A 14,823-nucleotide genomic window follows, 5' to 3' on the forward strand; every position below is an offset into this window, starting at 1 on the left:
CCGACCTGCACGAATGGCGTAACGACTTCCCCACTGTCTCCAACACCTGCTCAGCGAAATTGAATTCCCCGTGAAGATGCGGGGTTCCCGCGGTTAGACGGAAAGACCCCGTGCACCTTTACTGCAGCTTCAGAGTGGTATGAGGAATGAACTGTGTAGAATAGGTGGGAGGCTTTGAAGCATGGGCGCCAGCCTGTGTGGAGCCAATCAGTGAAATACCACCCTGTTCGTTTCTTATATCTAACCTGCGACCATGAAACTGGTCGAGGGACCCTCTGTGGCGGGTAGTTTGACTGGGGCGGTCGCCTCCTAAAGAGTAACGGAGGCGCGCGAAGGTTGGCTCAGGACGGTTGGAAACCGTCTGTTAGAGTGCAATGGCATAAGCCAGCCTGACTGTGAGACCGACAGGTCGAGCAGAGACGAAAGTCGGTCATAGTGATCCGGTGGTCCCTCGTGGACGGGCCATCGCTCAACGGATAAAAGGTACGCCGGGGATAACAGGCTGATAACCCCCAAGAGCTCATATCGACGGGGTTGTTTGGCACCTCGATGTCGGCTCATCACATCCTGGGGCTGGAGCAGGTCCCAAGGGTTTGGCTGTTCGCCAATTAAAGTGGTACGTGAGCTGGGTTCAGAACGTCGTGAGACAGTTTGGTCCCTATCTGCCGTGGGCGTCGAGATTTGAGAGGAGTTGTCCCTAGTACGAGAGGACCGGGATGAACATACCTCTGGTGGACCTGTCGTGACGCCAGTCGCGCAGCAGGGTAGCTATGTATGGACGGGATAACCGCTGAAAGCATCTAAGCGGGAAGCCTCCCTCGAGATTAGATCTCATCGAGTCGTGGAAGACCACCACGTTGATAGGCCGGATGTGTAAGCGCAGTAATGCGTTCAGCTAACCGGTCCTAATTACTCTGGTCGCGCTTGTTAACTCCACCATCAACGACAACACTGACTTCCTGCACGGGACAACATCGTTCAAAACCCAATCCTGCCGCGCCGGCTTCATGGCTTGGTGGTCATAGCGTCTGTGACCCACCCGATCCCATCTCGAACTCGGCCGTGAAACCAGACAGCGCCGATGGTACTATTGCTCAAGCAATGGAAGAGTAGGACGCCGCCAGGCCTTGCAGCCGGCGCAGCACGGATTGTAAACCCATTCATATGTCACAGCCTTTTCAGGCGGATCGCTCCGAGTTCTCTTGGGGCGATTTTCGTCTTTGACGCGGGGTGGAGCAGCCCGGTAGCTCGTCAGGCTCATAACCTGAAGGTCACAGGTTCAAATCCTGTCCCCGCAACCACTAATACCATAGGATCGCCCTCGGCAGTTAGCCGGGGGCTTTTCTGTGTTTGACGTGTTTTTCCAAGGATGGCTTCGACGGTGAGGAAAAGCCCCCTGCCATAGCTGTCCTGCTGCGCCGCTAATCCCGTGGATGAAAACTGGGTCACGACACCGGCTATCACCGAGACTAAGCCCAAGGCGAGGCGCATCGACGTGTTCAGCCTCGCCACGCCCAGACGCGGGCGTTCGACGTCGCCTGGCTGGCGTTCTTGATTTGCTTTCTCGCCTGGTTCGTCGCCGCACCCCTGTGCCGCTGATCAAGAGCGAGTTCGGGCTTCCGAAGGTTCAGATAGCCAATCTCAACAGCGCGGCGGTGGCAGTGACCATCTTGGTGCGACTGGTCATTGCCTTGGCCGGGCAGAGGGTCGTGCGACTGAAGGGCGGCGATCCATCGATCTTCGGGCGGTCGGCCGAGGAACCCGCACAATGTCTGGTGCATACCCGCCTCGATCAACGCGGGTCGGCAATCGGAAAAGCGCCTCGTTCAGGACCTGTGCTGATCATTGTCGGCCCGGCCATGCGCCGCGGCGCAACGGTCGCATCCGGGCTGCCAACGCAGCACAAGACCATTTTGGCCGAGCTGCCGGATCTCGACGCTGCCTTCACCAACATTGCCACTCCTGCGATGTGCGCTGGCGCCGGGCTATGATGCGCTGCCGGGCGGCGTGCTCGCGGGCGTGCGCTCGTGGCGCCTTGGTTCGGCCAAGCCGCTGGCGTCTGGAAGGCACGCACAGCACTGGACCATGCCTGCGCCCGGCTCCATCAGCACTGTGCACCGGTCGCGATCTGCCGGAGCGAGAAACGGGCCTGTGCGGGATGCGGTTATAAGCACTGGGCAAGGCATCGACCCCCGCCCGCGGTCGGCGCCATGCTCAGTTCACGCAAACACCGGCTTTTGCCACTCCATGACGAGAAAGTTGGGCGCACGGCGGTATCGGTCGGCCTTGGGTCCGGTGCAGCCAGGTTCGGGCCCGGGTTCGGCGAAGTGGGTAAGGCAGAAACCTGCATCGAGCAGTGCGGTCATGTAGCTTGCGAGCGGGCGGTGCCAGTTGCAGATCCTGATACCCTGCCATTCGGTCCAGCGCGGTCGGGCCTCGAGATAATGGTCGATGGAAAAGCGGCGGGAGCCGTCGGGCTCATGCGACCAGCCTAGCGGTTCGGCTGCCGTGTTAAAGCTCTGCAGGTTGGCGATCAGGAAACTGCCGCCCGGACGGAGCAGGCGATGGGCTTCGCGGATGGCAGCTTCAAGGTCCGCAATATCGATCAGGGACAGGTAACTTACGACGAGATCGAAGCCTGCATCCGGGAGGCTTGTCGCTTCTGCGCGTTCGATCCTGTAATCGCCGTCCGGGTGGAGGTGGCGGGCCTGTTCGATCAATCCCGCGGTCGGATCGATGCCGACAGTCGCAATGCCTTCGCGGACGAGCATCCGGCAAAAGCGCCCTTCGCCGCAGCCGATATCCAGCGCCCTGACAATGCCTCGGCCACGGCACCGTTCGAGCATTGGCCGATCCAGCACGAACCGGCGACCCCAGTCGCCCTCGCTTCCAACGAGCGCGATCCAGGCGTCAGCAGAAGCGTCCCATCCCGTATCCAAATTCGCCCCCTTGGGCACAGCTATGGCGCACACCGGGATCCCTTGCCGTGCTGTGCGCCCTCAGCTCGCCGTTAAGCGACTCAACGCACGAACGCCAACGCAGCTGCCCATTCGTAACAACGCGAAGAAGCAATTGACCAGCCGAGATTGGACATTGCTACCGCGCGCAGAAAGCAGACAAAAGGTGAACTTCAACCCTTTTTCGATGTCTTGGGACGGGACGACCGGTTCCTGTTCCAGGTGCGAGCCACGAGCTTCAAACACAAAAATATCGCCCATGGCCCTTAAAGGCCATGGGCGATATATTTCATAAGCCTGTTCCTGGCGGAGCGGCTCGGGCATCTCGGCGTCGACCGCGAACGGCTGGACGCCGGTTTGCCTTTAGGCAGCGACCGCGTGGCGGCGGCGACGCGACGCGATGCCGACAAGGCCGAAACCGGTGATCAGCATGGCCCACGAAGCCGGCTCAGGCACTGCGCCCGACGGCGGGCTGGCGAAAGTGAAGCTGCCCGACGTCGCGAGATCGCTGCCGGTCTGGGTGAAGGCGAAGGTTGCCGAAGCCGGGCCAGCGAGGAAACCGGCGAGCGAACCCATCGGGGTGAAGGTCCCGAGGACATAGGCATTGACGGTGCGGTTGTCCGGTGTGCCCTGCGCGCTGGCGCTGTTGACGGTGCCGGTGAAGTCGCCGAAGCTCGAGGTGAACGTGAAGACCTGGCCAACCGAAGCCGTCAGCGGCGAAAGGTTGAGGTTCTGACCCTGAACAGGTGCCAGATCGCCAGTGGCGCTGCCGACGACCGAAAAGAGCGTGTTGGTGAACGTCGTGCCGACATCGATCGACGACGTGCTGGCGGCAACGCCGACGATCGAGACGGCGGCGCTGCCCACAATGGTGGTGGCGGCGACAGAGGGCGACGCGAGCAGGGCCGCGCCCAGGATTGCAGCAGACAGGAACTTGTTACGCATGGATTCACCTCTTAGAAAGCGACGACACAAATGTCTCTTAACGCCTTTGCAAGAGTTATGCCAAGTCCGGTTAACCACATAAGCCGCTGAAATCAGGATGCGCGATTTTTACACTATTTACCAGAGTGTAAAATCTACCGACACTTTGCGTGCGTTTTCACGAGATCGCGCAGTTGCACCGGCGTGGGAGGTGGCCGGCGTACGCTTCGTCATCTCGCCCATCGTGGAATGGCCCGACGCCACGCGAGCGCCGATCCGGGCAGGCGAGCCAGAACAGCCGGCGTGCTGTCAGGCCGCGCGCGCATGCTATTTGACGGTGAACGGAAAGCTGCCTTCCATGCGATGGGCATCGGCGCCGGCAGCGAACCACTTGAGTTCATAGCTGCCGCTTGGAAGCGCGCGCTTCATGAGCAGCGTCAGTGTCTTGCCATCGGCACCCATGGCCGTGGTGAAGCCTGTCATCTTCATTGGCTGATGGTCCGCCATGCCGGGCATCCCCGTCATCGTCAGTTCGGCACCGGCAAACTTCGCCAGCAGCTTCTCGTTGAACACCAGGACGATCTTGCCGGGCTTGTCGACGGTGGCATTCGCCGCCGGTGTCGATGAGACGAGCTCGGCACTGGCAAATGCAGCGGTGCTGAGCCCGGTGATCATGGCGGCGGCGAGGATGGCGCGGAAAGCGGACTTCATTGTTAGCTCCTTGGTGGACTAGGAACACATACGCAGCCGGCTGACATGCCCCTCAGCAGGTCTTGTTGAGGGCTGCGCAATGCGTGTGCGTAATAGGGTTGGATTTGAAAAAGGAGCTTCCATGGACGACCTTGACCGGGCGTTGCAGCAGCTGCGGACCTTGCCCGTGCCCATCAGGTTGGCGGCACTTGAAAGCGATGTACTGTTGCGCATCGATAGCGAACGCAACGTATCGGCATTGACGACCGGCCCGGTGCTGGGCCTCGCCGCTTCGCTCGCGCTGGGGATCGGCATTGGCGCAGCAATTCTGCCTGGCGGCTCGGCGGACGCTGGCGCGTCGCTGTTTTCGGCCGGGGCCAATCTTGCACCCTCGACGTTGCTTGCGAATCTCGGATGACCAATGTTCGGCGGTTTGCGATTGTCGCGCTGGTGGCTTTCGTGGCCGCGCTTGGCGGCGTGTTCGTCGGTCGCGTCCTCGTCACGCGCCTCTCCCCGCCCGAGACCGAGCTTCACGCCATCTTGCATGACAGGCTTGGGCTGGACGCTGCGCAGCGGGCACGGATCGAGGTGCTCGAGCGGCAATTCGCGGCGAGAAAGCAGGTTCTTGAACAGGAGATGCGGTCGGACAACGCGCGTCTTGCCGATGCGATCACGGCAGAACACGGCTATGGCCCGCGCGTGCAGGCAGCGGTTGATCGCTCGCATCAGGTGATGGGCGAGCTGCAGAAGGAGACGCTGCAGCACGTCTTCCGGCTGCGCAGCGTCCTGCGACCGGACCAGGCGCGCAAGTTCGACGAGGCGGCGGTCAAGGCACTGACAGCCCCGGCGGAGTGACACGCGAGCTTGCCCAGACGGTGCCGACGCCGCTCGCCGACTGTTCCGATGGCGAACTGGGCGCGCTTGCCCTGAAGGGTCGCCAGGCAGCATATGGCGAATTGATGCGGCGATACCGCGAGCCGGTGTACCGCCTGGTCCGCAGCCATGTTGGTGACCCGGACGAGGCCCTCGACATTGTCCAGGAGGCGTTCGTGGCGGCCTTCGCATCGATCGGGCGCTATGATGGCAGCCGGCCCTTTCGCCACTGGATAAACCGCATTTCGCTGAACAAATGCCGGGACTGGGCGCGTCGACGCGCGGTCCGGCGCCTCTTTCGCTTCGCGTTGCCGCTCGACGCGGCCAGCGAAAGTGTCGACCCGGCGGTTACCGGAGAAGCGGTCATCGACGATGTTCGCGCACTGGCGCGCGTGACCAAGGCGATCGCGGCGCTTCCCGCTAACCTGAAGGAGCCGCTGATCCTGACGGCGGTGGACGGCCTTTCACAGGCGGAAGCAGCCTCGGTCCTGGGGATTAGCGAGAAGGCCGTGGAAGTTCGGATCTACCGCGCCCGCAGGATGCTGACCGGTCAGGTCGAGAAGAAGCGATGATGCCGCAGGCGGAGCTTGAGGGGCGATTAAAAACCTCGCGTATCTCAAAGTGGACCTGTCGCGCTTCGATCAATTTCCAGGGATAGCCATGACTTTACCGACCACGCGCCGCGACTTTCTGCGCGCTGCTTCGCTCGTCGGAGGCGCAGCGGCAGTTCCCGGCTGGGCGCGCAGCGGCACCGGAGGGCTGGTGCCTGGCGGCGATGTGCTGTCGGGCGAGGATATCAAGCTCAGCGTCGGCCATGCGATGCACTCGGTCGGCGGCCGTTCGGGTCATGCGATTGCCGTCAACAGCCGCGTTCCCGGGCCGCTGATCCGTCTCAAGCAAGGCCAGAACGCTCGCCTTTCGGTCACCAACACCCTCGCCGAGGATACCTCGATCCACTGGCACGGGCTGTTGCTGCCGTTTCAGTATGATGGCGTGCCGGGTATCAGCTTTCCCGGCATCAAGCCCGGCGCGACGTTCGTCTACGAGTTTCCGATCCGCCAATCGGGGACCTATTGGTACCACAGCCATTCGGGGCTTCAGGAAGCAATGGGGCACTTCGGCGCGATCGTCATCGATCCGGCCGGGGTGGACCCGGTTGCTGCCGATCGCGAGCATGTGCTGGTGCTCAGTGACTGGAGCTTCATGCATCCGCACAAGATCTACACCCGCCTCAAGCAGAATGGCGGCAATTTCAACTTCCAGAAACAGACCCTTGCCGGCCTGCTCGCCGGCAAGGGCCAATCCGCCGCCGATCGACGGATGTGGGGCCAGATGCGGATGGACCCGACCGATATCTCCGACGCAACGGGGGCGATCTACACCTATCTCGTCAACGGCCATGGCCCCGCCGAAAACTGGACTGGTCTGTTCGTGCCCGGCGAAAAGGTGCGGCTGCGGATCATCAACGCATCGGCGATGACCAACTTCAACGTCCGTATCCCGGGCCTGGCGATGACGGTGGTGGCGGCCGACGGCAATGCCGTGCAACCGGTAGAGACCGACGAGTTCCAGATCGGTGTCGCCGAAACCTATGACGTGATCGTGCAACCGACGGAGGACCACGCATATGGCCTCATCGCCGAAGGCATCGACCGGTCAGGGTTGGTGCGCGCCACACTGGCACCCCGCATGGGCATGGTGGCCGATGCGCCGCCTCTCCGGAAGCGCCCGCTGCTGACCATGAAGGACATGGGCATGGGCGACATGGACATGAGCGGCGGTGCCATGGCCGGGAAGGACCACAGCAACATGCCGGGCATGAGCCACGACATGGGTTCGATGAAGATGCTCGACCCATCGGTGGCGCCGCAGGTTAAGATGGGCCCCGGGGTGGCGATGCTGTCTGCGATGCCGCTGGACCGTACCGCCGAACCCCCGACAGGCCTCGAGGACGTGCCGCACCGCGTTCTGACCTACAGCCAGCTCCGCTCGCTCGACCCCAATCCCGATGCGCGCGACCCGTCACGCGCGATCGACATTCACCTCACTGCCAACATGGAACGCTACATGTGGTCGTTCGACGGGGTGAAGTTCAGCGAGGGTGCCGAGCCATTGGCCTTCCGCCACAACGAGCGCGTTCGGGTCAATCTGATCAACGACACGATGATGCCGCATCCGATCCACCTTCATGGCCATTTTTTCGAGGTGGTGATGGGCGAAAAGGGCCATCGCCCGGTCAAGCACACGGTCAATGTCCTGCCGGGCGGCAAGGTGTCGTTCGACCTGACCGCCGATGCGCTGGGGGATTGGGCGTTTCATTGCCACATGATGCTGCACATGCATGCCGGTATGTTCCGCGTCGTCACGGTGCGCCACGAAGAAGATGCGGCATGATCGGCGCCGCGATCACCTTGTTGCTCGTCATGGCGCCCGGCGCCGCGCCCGCGCCGACAGCAGCGCGGACAACGGCACCGCCGGCTGCCGACCCTCACGCCGGTCACGACATGCCGACCCCGGCACCAGTCGCCGATCCGCATGCCGGGCACGACATGACGGCGGCCGATACCGGCGAAATCGTCGGCACCCAGCCCGCCCCGGCGCCACCTGCCGATCACGCCGCCGATGCGGTCTGGGGCGTTGATGCCGTGGCGCCGTCCCGCGCCGCGCTGCGCCGCGAACATGGCAACTTCTCCGGGTCGATGATCCTGTTCAACATCGCCGAATATCAGGCCCGCCCCGGCAGCGACGGCTATCGCTGGGAAGGCGAAGGCTGGTTCGGCGGCGACATCGACCGCTTCGTCGTCAAGACCGAAGGCGAAGGCGATGTGCGCGGACCGCTTGAGGACGCCGAAATCCAGGCGCTTTATTCGCGCGCCATCGACCCGTGGTGGAACCTGCAGGCCGGGGTGCGCCACGACTTTCGCCCAGATCCGCAGCGGACCCATGCTGTCATCGGGTTCGAGGGCTTGGCCCCCTATTGGTTCAAGGCCGCCGGCGCGCTGTTCCTGTCGAGCAAGGGCGAGCTGCGCGGCCGCATCGAGGGCTTTTACGACCAGCGCATTACCCAGCGGCTGATCCTGCAACCGCGCGCCGAAATCGAAGCCTCCGCGCAGTCGATCCCCGAGATCGGCGTCGGTGCCGGCCTCACCGATATCGAAGTCGGCCTGCGCCTGCGCTATGAATTCGCTCGCGAGTTTGCACCCTATGTCGGTGTGGAATGGGCAGCCAAAGTCGGTGAGACAGCGCGATATGCCCGTGACGCCGGAGAACGGGCGAGTGGCGTCAGTTACGTGGCGGGTATCCGGTTCTGGTTTTAGAAGCGGGCGCTGCGCTCACGACGCCACCGCCTTTGCCTTGGCGCGAGCCGTCTCCCCCAACGGCTGGCGCTGGCCATCGGCGCGCAACATTTGATCTGGTTCGCCAGACATGAAAGTGCCTGGACGTGCCGCTGACAGGGTCACATCCGTAGCGTTCGGCTCTGGCAAGGCATCGGTTCGCTCGAGGTTGACCGTGACCGAATATTTGTAGCGGCAAGGTCACAGCGCCGAACGTCCCCGCGACCACCGACGCAGCATGCGCTTCATGTCATCCAGGATCGCGCCGCTGTGACCGCAGATCCGGGTGCATGTCGGCGAGTGCCTGCACGACGTCACGCAACACTACGCAATCGGGCCGGCACGGATCGGCCAGGGCCTGCAAGAGCTTCGCCACGGGGATATGCGCGTCGCGGGCGATCTGCTTCAACCCACGGGTTCGCGCCACGTCATCGAATGCGGCGGATATGGCCGGCCCCTCCGCCTTGGCGAGTGCATCGTCGAGCGCAAGGATCTGCGAGCGCTGGTCGGCAAGAAATCGGGCTTTGGCGATGTCGGTCATGGTTCGGTTTCGGCTTTTGGCTGTGCTGATGGCTGGGTGGTGCCATCGCGGCAAAGCTATCCGATGCGGTCTGGCGAGACTTGCCACCTTCCGGGCAGTTCTTTGCCATAAACCCGGATCAGCCGGTGCCGATGGGACTGCGCGGGGCCGCAGAACGGGGTTGCCGCAAGCCGATCCCGAGCGTCGCCAGTCGGTTGGGGTGGATCGGCCCCCATCAGCCCGGCCGTTTCGCCGAACTGCTGCAGACTGTCGTTGGCGGCAACAATCCGCCTCGCCGCCAACGCCGCCAGTCAGGAGTGATGCCGTTCCGGCTTGCGCCGGCCCTGCGTTTTTGCTGTCTGGCGTGGATGAGCCATGTCACGCCGGACTTCGCCGCGCCTGCCGCCCCCGCGATTGCCTTTGATGATTGGCTTCGCGCTGATGTCCGTGTCGGCACGATCATCGAGGCCGTTGCCTTTCCCGAGGCGCGAAAGCCATCGTTCAAGCTGGTCATCGATTTCGGCCCGGTGATCGGGCACCGCAAGTCCAGCGCCCAGATCACGCGTCATTACGCGCCTGCAGATCTTGTCGGCCGCCAGGTCATTGCCGTCGTCAATTTTCCGCCGCGGCAGATCGGCAAGTTCATGTCGGAAGTGCTGACGCTCGGTGTGCCCGATGCCGAGGGGGAAGTGGTTTTGCTGCGGCCGGACCAGGCAACCCCCAACGGCGGGCGCCTCTTCTGAAGGCGTAAGCGGCGTTGGCCCCGCCGCTACCGCCCGGTTTGCCCGCGATGCATCAGCTTTGCATCGGCAAGCACCAGCGCGACCATCGCTTCCATCACCGGCGCGGCGCGGATGCCGACGCAGGGATCGTGCCGCCCCTTGGTGACAATGTCGGTTGCCTGGCCATCGCTGGTGATGGTCTCGACCGGTGTCAGAATCGATGAGGTCGGCTTCAGCGCCATGCGGACCACAATCGGTTGCCCGGTCGAAATGCCACCCGCCGTGCCGCCGCTGTGGTTGGACAGGAACTGCGGCGAATCGGCACCCGGTCGCATCCGGTCGGCATTGTCTTCCCCGCGCAACCGCGCCGCGCCAAAGCCGTCGCCGATCTCGACACCCTTGACCGCATTGATGCCCATGCAGGCGGCGGTCAATTGGCTGTCGAGCTTCTGATACAGCGGGGATCCCCAGCCGGCGGGCACGCCGGTGGCGGTGCATTCGACAATGGCGCCGAGCGACGACCCGGCCTTGCGCGCCGCGTCGAGGACGGTTTCCCACTGCGCCGCGACCACCGCGTCGGGGCAGAAGAAGGGATTGCGGTCGATCTCGGCATCGTCGAAGCGGCTGTAGTCGATGGCGATACCGCCCAGTTCGACAAGATAGGCCCGCACCTGCACCTCGGGGATGACGGCCCGCGCCACGGCACCCGCCGCCACGCGCGACGCGGTTTCGCGCGCCGACGACCGGCCGCCGCCGCGCGGGTCACGATGGCCATATTTGGCGTCATAGGCATAATCGGCATGGCCCGGGCGATAGGCCCTGGAAACCTCCGAATAATCCTTGGACCGCTGGTCGACATTCTCGATCATCAGGCTGATCGGCGTTCCCGTCGTCCGCCCTTCATGGACACCCGACAGGATCCGCACCTGGTCGGGCTCCTGCCGCTGCGTCGTGAACCGGGACGTGCCCGGTCGACGCTTGTCGAGCCAGGGCTGGATATCGCCTTCTGCCAGGGCAAGCCCCGGCGGGCAGCCATCGACCACGGCGCCGATGGCCGGCCCGTGCGATTCGCCCCAGGTGGTGAAGCGGAAGAGCTGGCCGAACGAATTGTAACTCACACCACGCTCATGTCCGGCGCATCCTCGGCCTTCATGCCGATGACATTATAGCCGGCGTCGACATGATGGATTTCCCCCGTCACGCCCGACGCCAGGTCGCTGAGCAGATAGACGCCGGCGCCGCCGACATCCTCGATCGTCACATTGCGGCGCAGCGGGGAATTATACTCGTTCCATTTGAGGATATAGCGGAAGTCGCCGATGCCGCTGGCCGCCAGTGTCTTGATTGGCCCCGCGGAAATGGCGTTCACGCGGATGTTCTGCGGCCCCAGGTCCATCGCCAGATATTTGACGCTGGTTTCCAGCGCCGACTTGGCGACACCCATGACATTATAATGCGGGATGACCTTTTCGGCGCCATAATAGCTGAGCGTCAGCAGCGATCCGCCGTCGGGCATCATGAGAATTGCGCGCTGGGCGATCGCGGTGAAGCTGAACACGCTGACGTTCATGGTCAGCAGGAAATTGTCGAGCGACGTGTCGACATAGCGGCCACGCAACTCGTTCTTGTCCGAAAAACCGATGGCATGGACCAGAAAGTCGATCGTCCCCCAGTCCGCCTTCAGCCCTTCGAACATCGCGTCGATGCTCGCCATGTCGGTGACATCGCATTCGAACAGCCTGGCCACGCCCAGGCTTTCGGCCAGCGGCCGCACCCGTTTTTCCAGTGCTTCGCCCTGGAAGGAAAAGGCGATTTCACCGCCCTGTTCGGCGATGGCCTTGGCGATGCCCCAGGCGAGGCTGCGATCATTGGCGACGCCCATGATCAGGCCGCGCTTGCCATTCATGATTCCGGCCATTGTGCTCCATTCGGTCCCGCGAGTGTCTCCGCCGTCTTTAAGCGTCTTTGCCGCGCCTTGGCGAGCGCCGCGTTGAGATGCGCCCCCGCTACCAGCCCCATGCCGATGATGTAGAAGAACAGCAGCGCGACGATGACCCCGGCCAGCGAGCCATAGGTCAGGCTGTAGCCACCGCCGGCAAGCGCCAGCGCCCAGGGCATGACCATCGTCGTGCCCACCCAGGTCACCATCGTCACCAGCGCGCCGGGCCAGATGCGAAAGCCATCGCCGCGAAACCGCTTCGGCGTCAGGGTATAGAAGATCGCATATAGCGCGGTGAACAATGCCACCGCCGGCAACAGCCGGCGAAAGCCGATTTCGGCGATGATGGTTTCGGCCTGCGGCATCAGCCGCGCGATGAAGGTTTCGGCGCCGGTCAGGACGACCTGCGCGGCAAAGGCCAGCAGCATCAGGAAACAGGCGGCAAACACAAAGGCCAGCGACGCAATGCGATACTGCCAGACCGGCACCACCGACTTGGTGCCATAGGCGCGGCGGATGATGTCGCGGATGGTTTCGATGAATGTCGTCACCGTCCACAAGGTGACGAGGATGCCGAAGGTCAGCAGCCCGGCCGACGCCCGCACTTCGGTCACATCGGCGATCGGCTTGGCGACAAGCTCGGCGACATCGGGGGGCAGCAGCCGCATGAAGCCGCGCAAGGCCTGGCTGCCATAATCCGTCCGCCCGATCGTGCCCGCGACCGTCGCCAGCACGATGAAGAACGGAAACAGCGTCAGCAGCGACAGATAGGCGAGGTTGCCGGCGTGGGTGAAACCATCCGCCCATACCCCCGTCACCGTCTCGCGCACCACCGTCCAGGTACGGCGGTGGCGCACCAGCAGGCGCGAAACCAGCCGCGGGACCGGATCGGACCGCGCGAACATCAGGCGGGGCCGTGTGCCCGGCTCAAACGCCGAGCTCGCGCCTGACCTCGCGGGTGTCGCTCCAGCTTTCGACAAAGCTTTCCAGTGCCTTGTCGCCGGCTGGCAGGTCGATCTGGACTGTCACCAACTGGTCGCCGCGGCTGCCGTCGGCCCGGCTGAAACCGCGCCCTTTCAGGCGAAAGACCTTGCCGGAGGGCGTGGCCGGCGGCAGCGTCAGCGTGACGGCGCCGGTCACGGTCGGCAGGCGCACCTTGGCGCCCTTGACCGCCTCCACCAGCGTTACCGGCACATCGATCCGGATGTCGTCGCCGTCGCGGACGAACAACCGGTGGCGGCCGATCTCGAGTGTCACCAGCGCGTCGCCGTTGCCGCCGGGACCGGCTTCGCCGCGGCCGGCCATGCGCAGCTGGCGACCGGGTTCAAACCCCGCCGGCAGCTTCAGTTCCACCGTCTTGCCGTCGCGCAACGTCACCCGCTGCGGTGTCAGATTGGCGGCCTCCTCGAACGGGACCGTCAGCCGATAGCCGACATCGGCGCCCTTGGGCTGGGTGCGAAAGCCGCCGCCGGGGGCAGCGCCGCCGCCGAACGGACTGCGGCCGCCGCCGAACAATTCCGAAAACAGGTCATCGGCACCGCCGGCGAAATCGAAGCCGCCCGATTGCGGCCGCCGCGCCTGGCCGAACGGGTCGCCGCCCGGTCGCCCGCCATAGCCGCTGCCCCCGCCGAAACCGCCGCCGGCAAAGGGCGATGTCGGGTTGCCGTCGGGGCCGATCTCGCCGCGGTCGAACCGGCCCTTTTTCTCGGGGTCGGACAGCATTTCATAGGCGCTGTTGGCTTCCTTGAAGAGTTCCAGCTTCTTGGGGTTGTCGGCGTTGCGGTCCGGGTGATTTTCCTTGGCCAGCTTGCGATAGGCCTTTTTGATATCGGCATCGCTGGCGCCGCGGGCCACGCCCAGAACCTGATAGGGATCGCGCATCGTCATCCTGTCGTGTCACATGCCATCACCAGATGTGCAACCATCGCGCTGATGGCAAGAGGGGGCGCCCGCCCATGGTCGCCAACCATGCCGTCATGCTCTAAGGGCCGCGCATGACGATTCGCCGTTTCGCCACCGCCTGTCTCATCGCGCTGCTGCCGGCCCCGGCGCTGGCCTGGGGCGATTACGCCCATCGCCTCGTCGCCGGCATCGCCGAATCCGAACTGACGCCGGCGGCGCGCGCCGAAGTGCGGCGCATCCTTGCCAGGGGCGCCGCGGTCGATACGCTGGATTGCCCGATCGGCACGCTCAAGGACGCTTCGGTCTGGCCCGATTGCGTGCGGTCGCTGCCCGATCGCTTCGCCTTCAGCTTCCCCTGGCATTACCAGAATATCGATGTCTGCGCGCCGTTCGACGCGTCGGCGAAATGCCCTGACGGCAATTGCGTCACCGCGCAGATCGGCCGCCAGCTCGCCATCGCTGCCGATCGCCGGGCCCGCCCGGCGGACCGCGCCCAGGCGCTGGCCTTTGTCGTCCATTTCGTCGGCGACATGCACCAGCCGCTGCACATCGGCGACAAGCACGACAAGGGCGGCAACGACGTCCGCGCCGCCTATGGCGCCAAGGCACCCGAGCGCATGAACCTGCACCGCATCTGGGATTCGGATCTTGCCGAACGCGCGCTGACCGAACCGCCGGCGATCACGCCGCGTTCCATCACCGCTGCCGACCGCCGCGCCATGGCCAAGGGCAATGTCACCGACTGGGCGCGCGAAAGCTGGGACGTGTCGCGCACCATCGCCTACCCGGAACTGCGCGGATACCCCGACAGCTGTCCGGCGAAATCGGACATGCGCGCGATGGTCGACGAAGCCTATCTCGCGGCATCCCGGGACGCGCTGCGGCTGCAGGTCGAACGCGCCGGGGTGCGGCTGGCGATGCTTCTCAATGGCGCGTTCGCGCGTTAGGGAAAGGCAAAGGG

General features: G+C 64.1%; 17 protein-coding genes, 1 tRNA gene and 2 rRNA genes (1 of these 20 only partly in view). 11 read left to right on the forward strand and 9 right to left on the reverse strand.

The genetic code is table 11. The features are described 5' to 3' along the window. From GGQ62_RS11460 to GGQ62_RS16100, 4 genes are all read left to right on the forward strand, one after another. Positions 1-929: ribosomal RNA gene (locus GGQ62_RS11460) — 23S ribosomal RNA — on the forward strand (it extends 1,910 nt beyond the left edge of the window). A gap of 82 nt (positions 930-1,011) precedes the next feature. Next, a 5S ribosomal RNA gene (gene rrf, locus GGQ62_RS11465) occupies positions 1,012-1,126 on the forward strand. Positions 1,127-1,224: 98 nt separating this feature from the next. Then, positions 1,225-1,301 (forward strand) — tRNA-Met (locus tag GGQ62_RS11470). Positions 1,302-1,589: 288 nt separating this feature from the next. Further along, positions 1,590-1,991: a hypothetical protein gene (locus GGQ62_RS16100; RefSeq protein ID WP_207790503.1), complete on the forward strand. Its 402-nt coding sequence runs from the start codon at positions 1,590-1,592 to the stop codon at positions 1,989-1,991. 228 nt (positions 1,992-2,219) lie between these two features. Here GGQ62_RS16100 and GGQ62_RS11480 read toward each other — a convergent pair whose 3' ends face one another. The 4 genes from GGQ62_RS11480 to copC all read right to left on the reverse strand — a co-directional run bounded on the left by GGQ62_RS11480 (position 2,220) and on the right by copC (position 4,592). After that, positions 2,220-2,939 carry a class I SAM-dependent methyltransferase gene (locus tag GGQ62_RS11480; protein ID WP_152577199.1) on the reverse strand — a complete coding sequence of 240 codons (720 nt, stop codon included), beginning with the start codon at positions 2,937-2,939 and terminating at the stop codon, positions 2,220-2,222. A 60-nt stretch (positions 2,940-2,999) separates the two neighbouring features. Further along, complete coding sequence (locus GGQ62_RS11485; RefSeq protein ID WP_153401188.1) at positions 3,000-3,281, reverse strand: hypothetical protein; 282 nt, start codon at positions 3,279-3,281, stop codon at positions 3,000-3,002. A 39-nt stretch (positions 3,282-3,320) separates the two neighbouring features. Then, positions 3,321-3,902: a PEPxxWA-CTERM sorting domain-containing protein gene (locus GGQ62_RS11490; RefSeq protein WP_152577198.1), complete on the reverse strand. Its 582-nt coding sequence runs from the start codon at positions 3,900-3,902 to the stop codon at positions 3,321-3,323. 306 nt (positions 3,903-4,208) lie between these two features. After that, positions 4,209-4,592, reverse strand: a complete 384-nt coding sequence (copC, locus tag GGQ62_RS11495) for a copper homeostasis periplasmic binding protein CopC (protein WP_152577197.1) — start codon at positions 4,590-4,592, stop codon at positions 4,209-4,211. 121 nt (positions 4,593-4,713) lie between these two features. Here copC and GGQ62_RS11500 point away from each other — a divergent pair, with 121 nt between their 5' ends. From GGQ62_RS11500 to GGQ62_RS11520, 5 genes are all read left to right on the forward strand, one after another. Then, positions 4,714-4,989 (forward strand): hypothetical protein, encoded by a 276-nt coding sequence (locus GGQ62_RS11500; RefSeq protein WP_152577196.1) that lies wholly within the window; start codon positions 4,714-4,716, stop codon positions 4,987-4,989. Next, a complete protein-coding gene (locus tag GGQ62_RS11505) occupies positions 4,986-5,426 on the forward strand; it encodes a periplasmic heavy metal sensor (protein ID WP_152577195.1) in 441 nt (146 codons plus the stop codon). Before GGQ62_RS11500 ends, GGQ62_RS11505 begins: the two co-directional genes overlap by 4 nt. Before the next feature lie 20 nt (positions 5,427-5,446). Beyond that, positions 5,447-6,016, forward strand: coding sequence for an RNA polymerase sigma factor (locus tag GGQ62_RS11510; protein WP_152577194.1), 570 nt, complete (start codon positions 5,447-5,449; stop codon positions 6,014-6,016). Between the two features lie 88 nt (positions 6,017-6,104). After that, positions 6,105-7,838: a copper resistance system multicopper oxidase gene (locus GGQ62_RS11515; RefSeq protein WP_152577193.1), complete on the forward strand. Its 1,734-nt coding sequence runs from the start codon at positions 6,105-6,107 to the stop codon at positions 7,836-7,838. Beyond that, positions 7,835-8,761, forward strand: a complete 927-nt coding sequence (locus tag GGQ62_RS11520) for a copper resistance protein B (protein WP_152577192.1) — start codon at positions 7,835-7,837, stop codon at positions 8,759-8,761. The genes GGQ62_RS11515 and GGQ62_RS11520 overlap by 4 nt, the downstream gene beginning before the upstream one ends. A gap of 268 nt (positions 8,762-9,029) precedes the next feature. On the opposite strand, the gene GGQ62_RS11525 is transcribed toward GGQ62_RS11520, so the two are convergent. Then, positions 9,030-9,320 carry a helix-turn-helix domain-containing protein gene (locus tag GGQ62_RS11525; RefSeq protein ID WP_152577191.1) on the reverse strand — a complete coding sequence of 97 codons (291 nt, stop codon included), beginning with the start codon at positions 9,318-9,320 and terminating at the stop codon, positions 9,030-9,032. Positions 9,321-9,667: 347 nt separating this feature from the next. Between GGQ62_RS11525 and GGQ62_RS11530 the strand changes: the two genes are divergently transcribed. Then, positions 9,668-10,042, forward strand: coding sequence for a tRNA-binding protein (locus tag GGQ62_RS11530; RefSeq protein ID WP_152577706.1), 375 nt, complete (start codon positions 9,668-9,670; stop codon positions 10,040-10,042). 26 nt (positions 10,043-10,068) lie between these two features. On the opposite strand, the gene aroC is transcribed toward GGQ62_RS11530, so the two are convergent. Genes aroC through GGQ62_RS11550 form a run of 4 tightly spaced genes read right to left on the reverse strand, consistent with a single transcriptional unit; the run spans position 10,069 to position 13,841 of the window. After that, positions 10,069-11,139 carry a chorismate synthase gene (gene aroC / locus GGQ62_RS11535; RefSeq protein ID WP_152577190.1) on the reverse strand — a complete coding sequence of 357 codons (1,071 nt, stop codon included), beginning with the start codon at positions 11,137-11,139 and terminating at the stop codon, positions 10,069-10,071. After that, positions 11,136-11,939 carry an enoyl-ACP reductase FabI gene (gene fabI / locus GGQ62_RS11540; RefSeq protein ID WP_152577189.1) on the reverse strand — a complete coding sequence of 268 codons (804 nt, stop codon included), beginning with the start codon at positions 11,937-11,939 and terminating at the stop codon, positions 11,136-11,138. Before fabI ends, aroC begins: the two co-directional genes overlap by 4 nt. Continuing rightward, on the reverse strand, positions 11,924-12,865 hold the full coding sequence (locus GGQ62_RS11545) for a YihY/virulence factor BrkB family protein (RefSeq protein ID WP_152577188.1): 942 nt from the start codon (positions 12,863-12,865) through the stop codon (positions 11,924-11,926). The genes fabI and GGQ62_RS11545 overlap by 16 nt, the downstream gene beginning before the upstream one ends. Before the next feature lie 22 nt (positions 12,866-12,887). Beyond that, a complete protein-coding gene (locus GGQ62_RS11550; RefSeq protein ID WP_152577705.1) occupies positions 12,888-13,841 on the reverse strand; it encodes a DnaJ C-terminal domain-containing protein in 954 nt (317 codons plus the stop codon). 113 nt (positions 13,842-13,954) lie between these two features. Between GGQ62_RS11550 and GGQ62_RS11555 the strand changes: the two genes are divergently transcribed. Further along, positions 13,955-14,809, forward strand: coding sequence for a S1/P1 nuclease (locus tag GGQ62_RS11555; protein WP_152577187.1), 855 nt, complete (start codon positions 13,955-13,957; stop codon positions 14,807-14,809). The last annotated feature ends 14 nt before the right edge of the window (positions 14,810-14,823 follow it).

Source organism: Polymorphobacter fuscus (genome assembly GCF_011927825.1).
In the GTDB taxonomy this organism is placed as follows: Bacteria; Pseudomonadota; Alphaproteobacteria; order Sphingomonadales; family Sphingomonadaceae; genus Sandarakinorhabdus; species Sandarakinorhabdus fusca.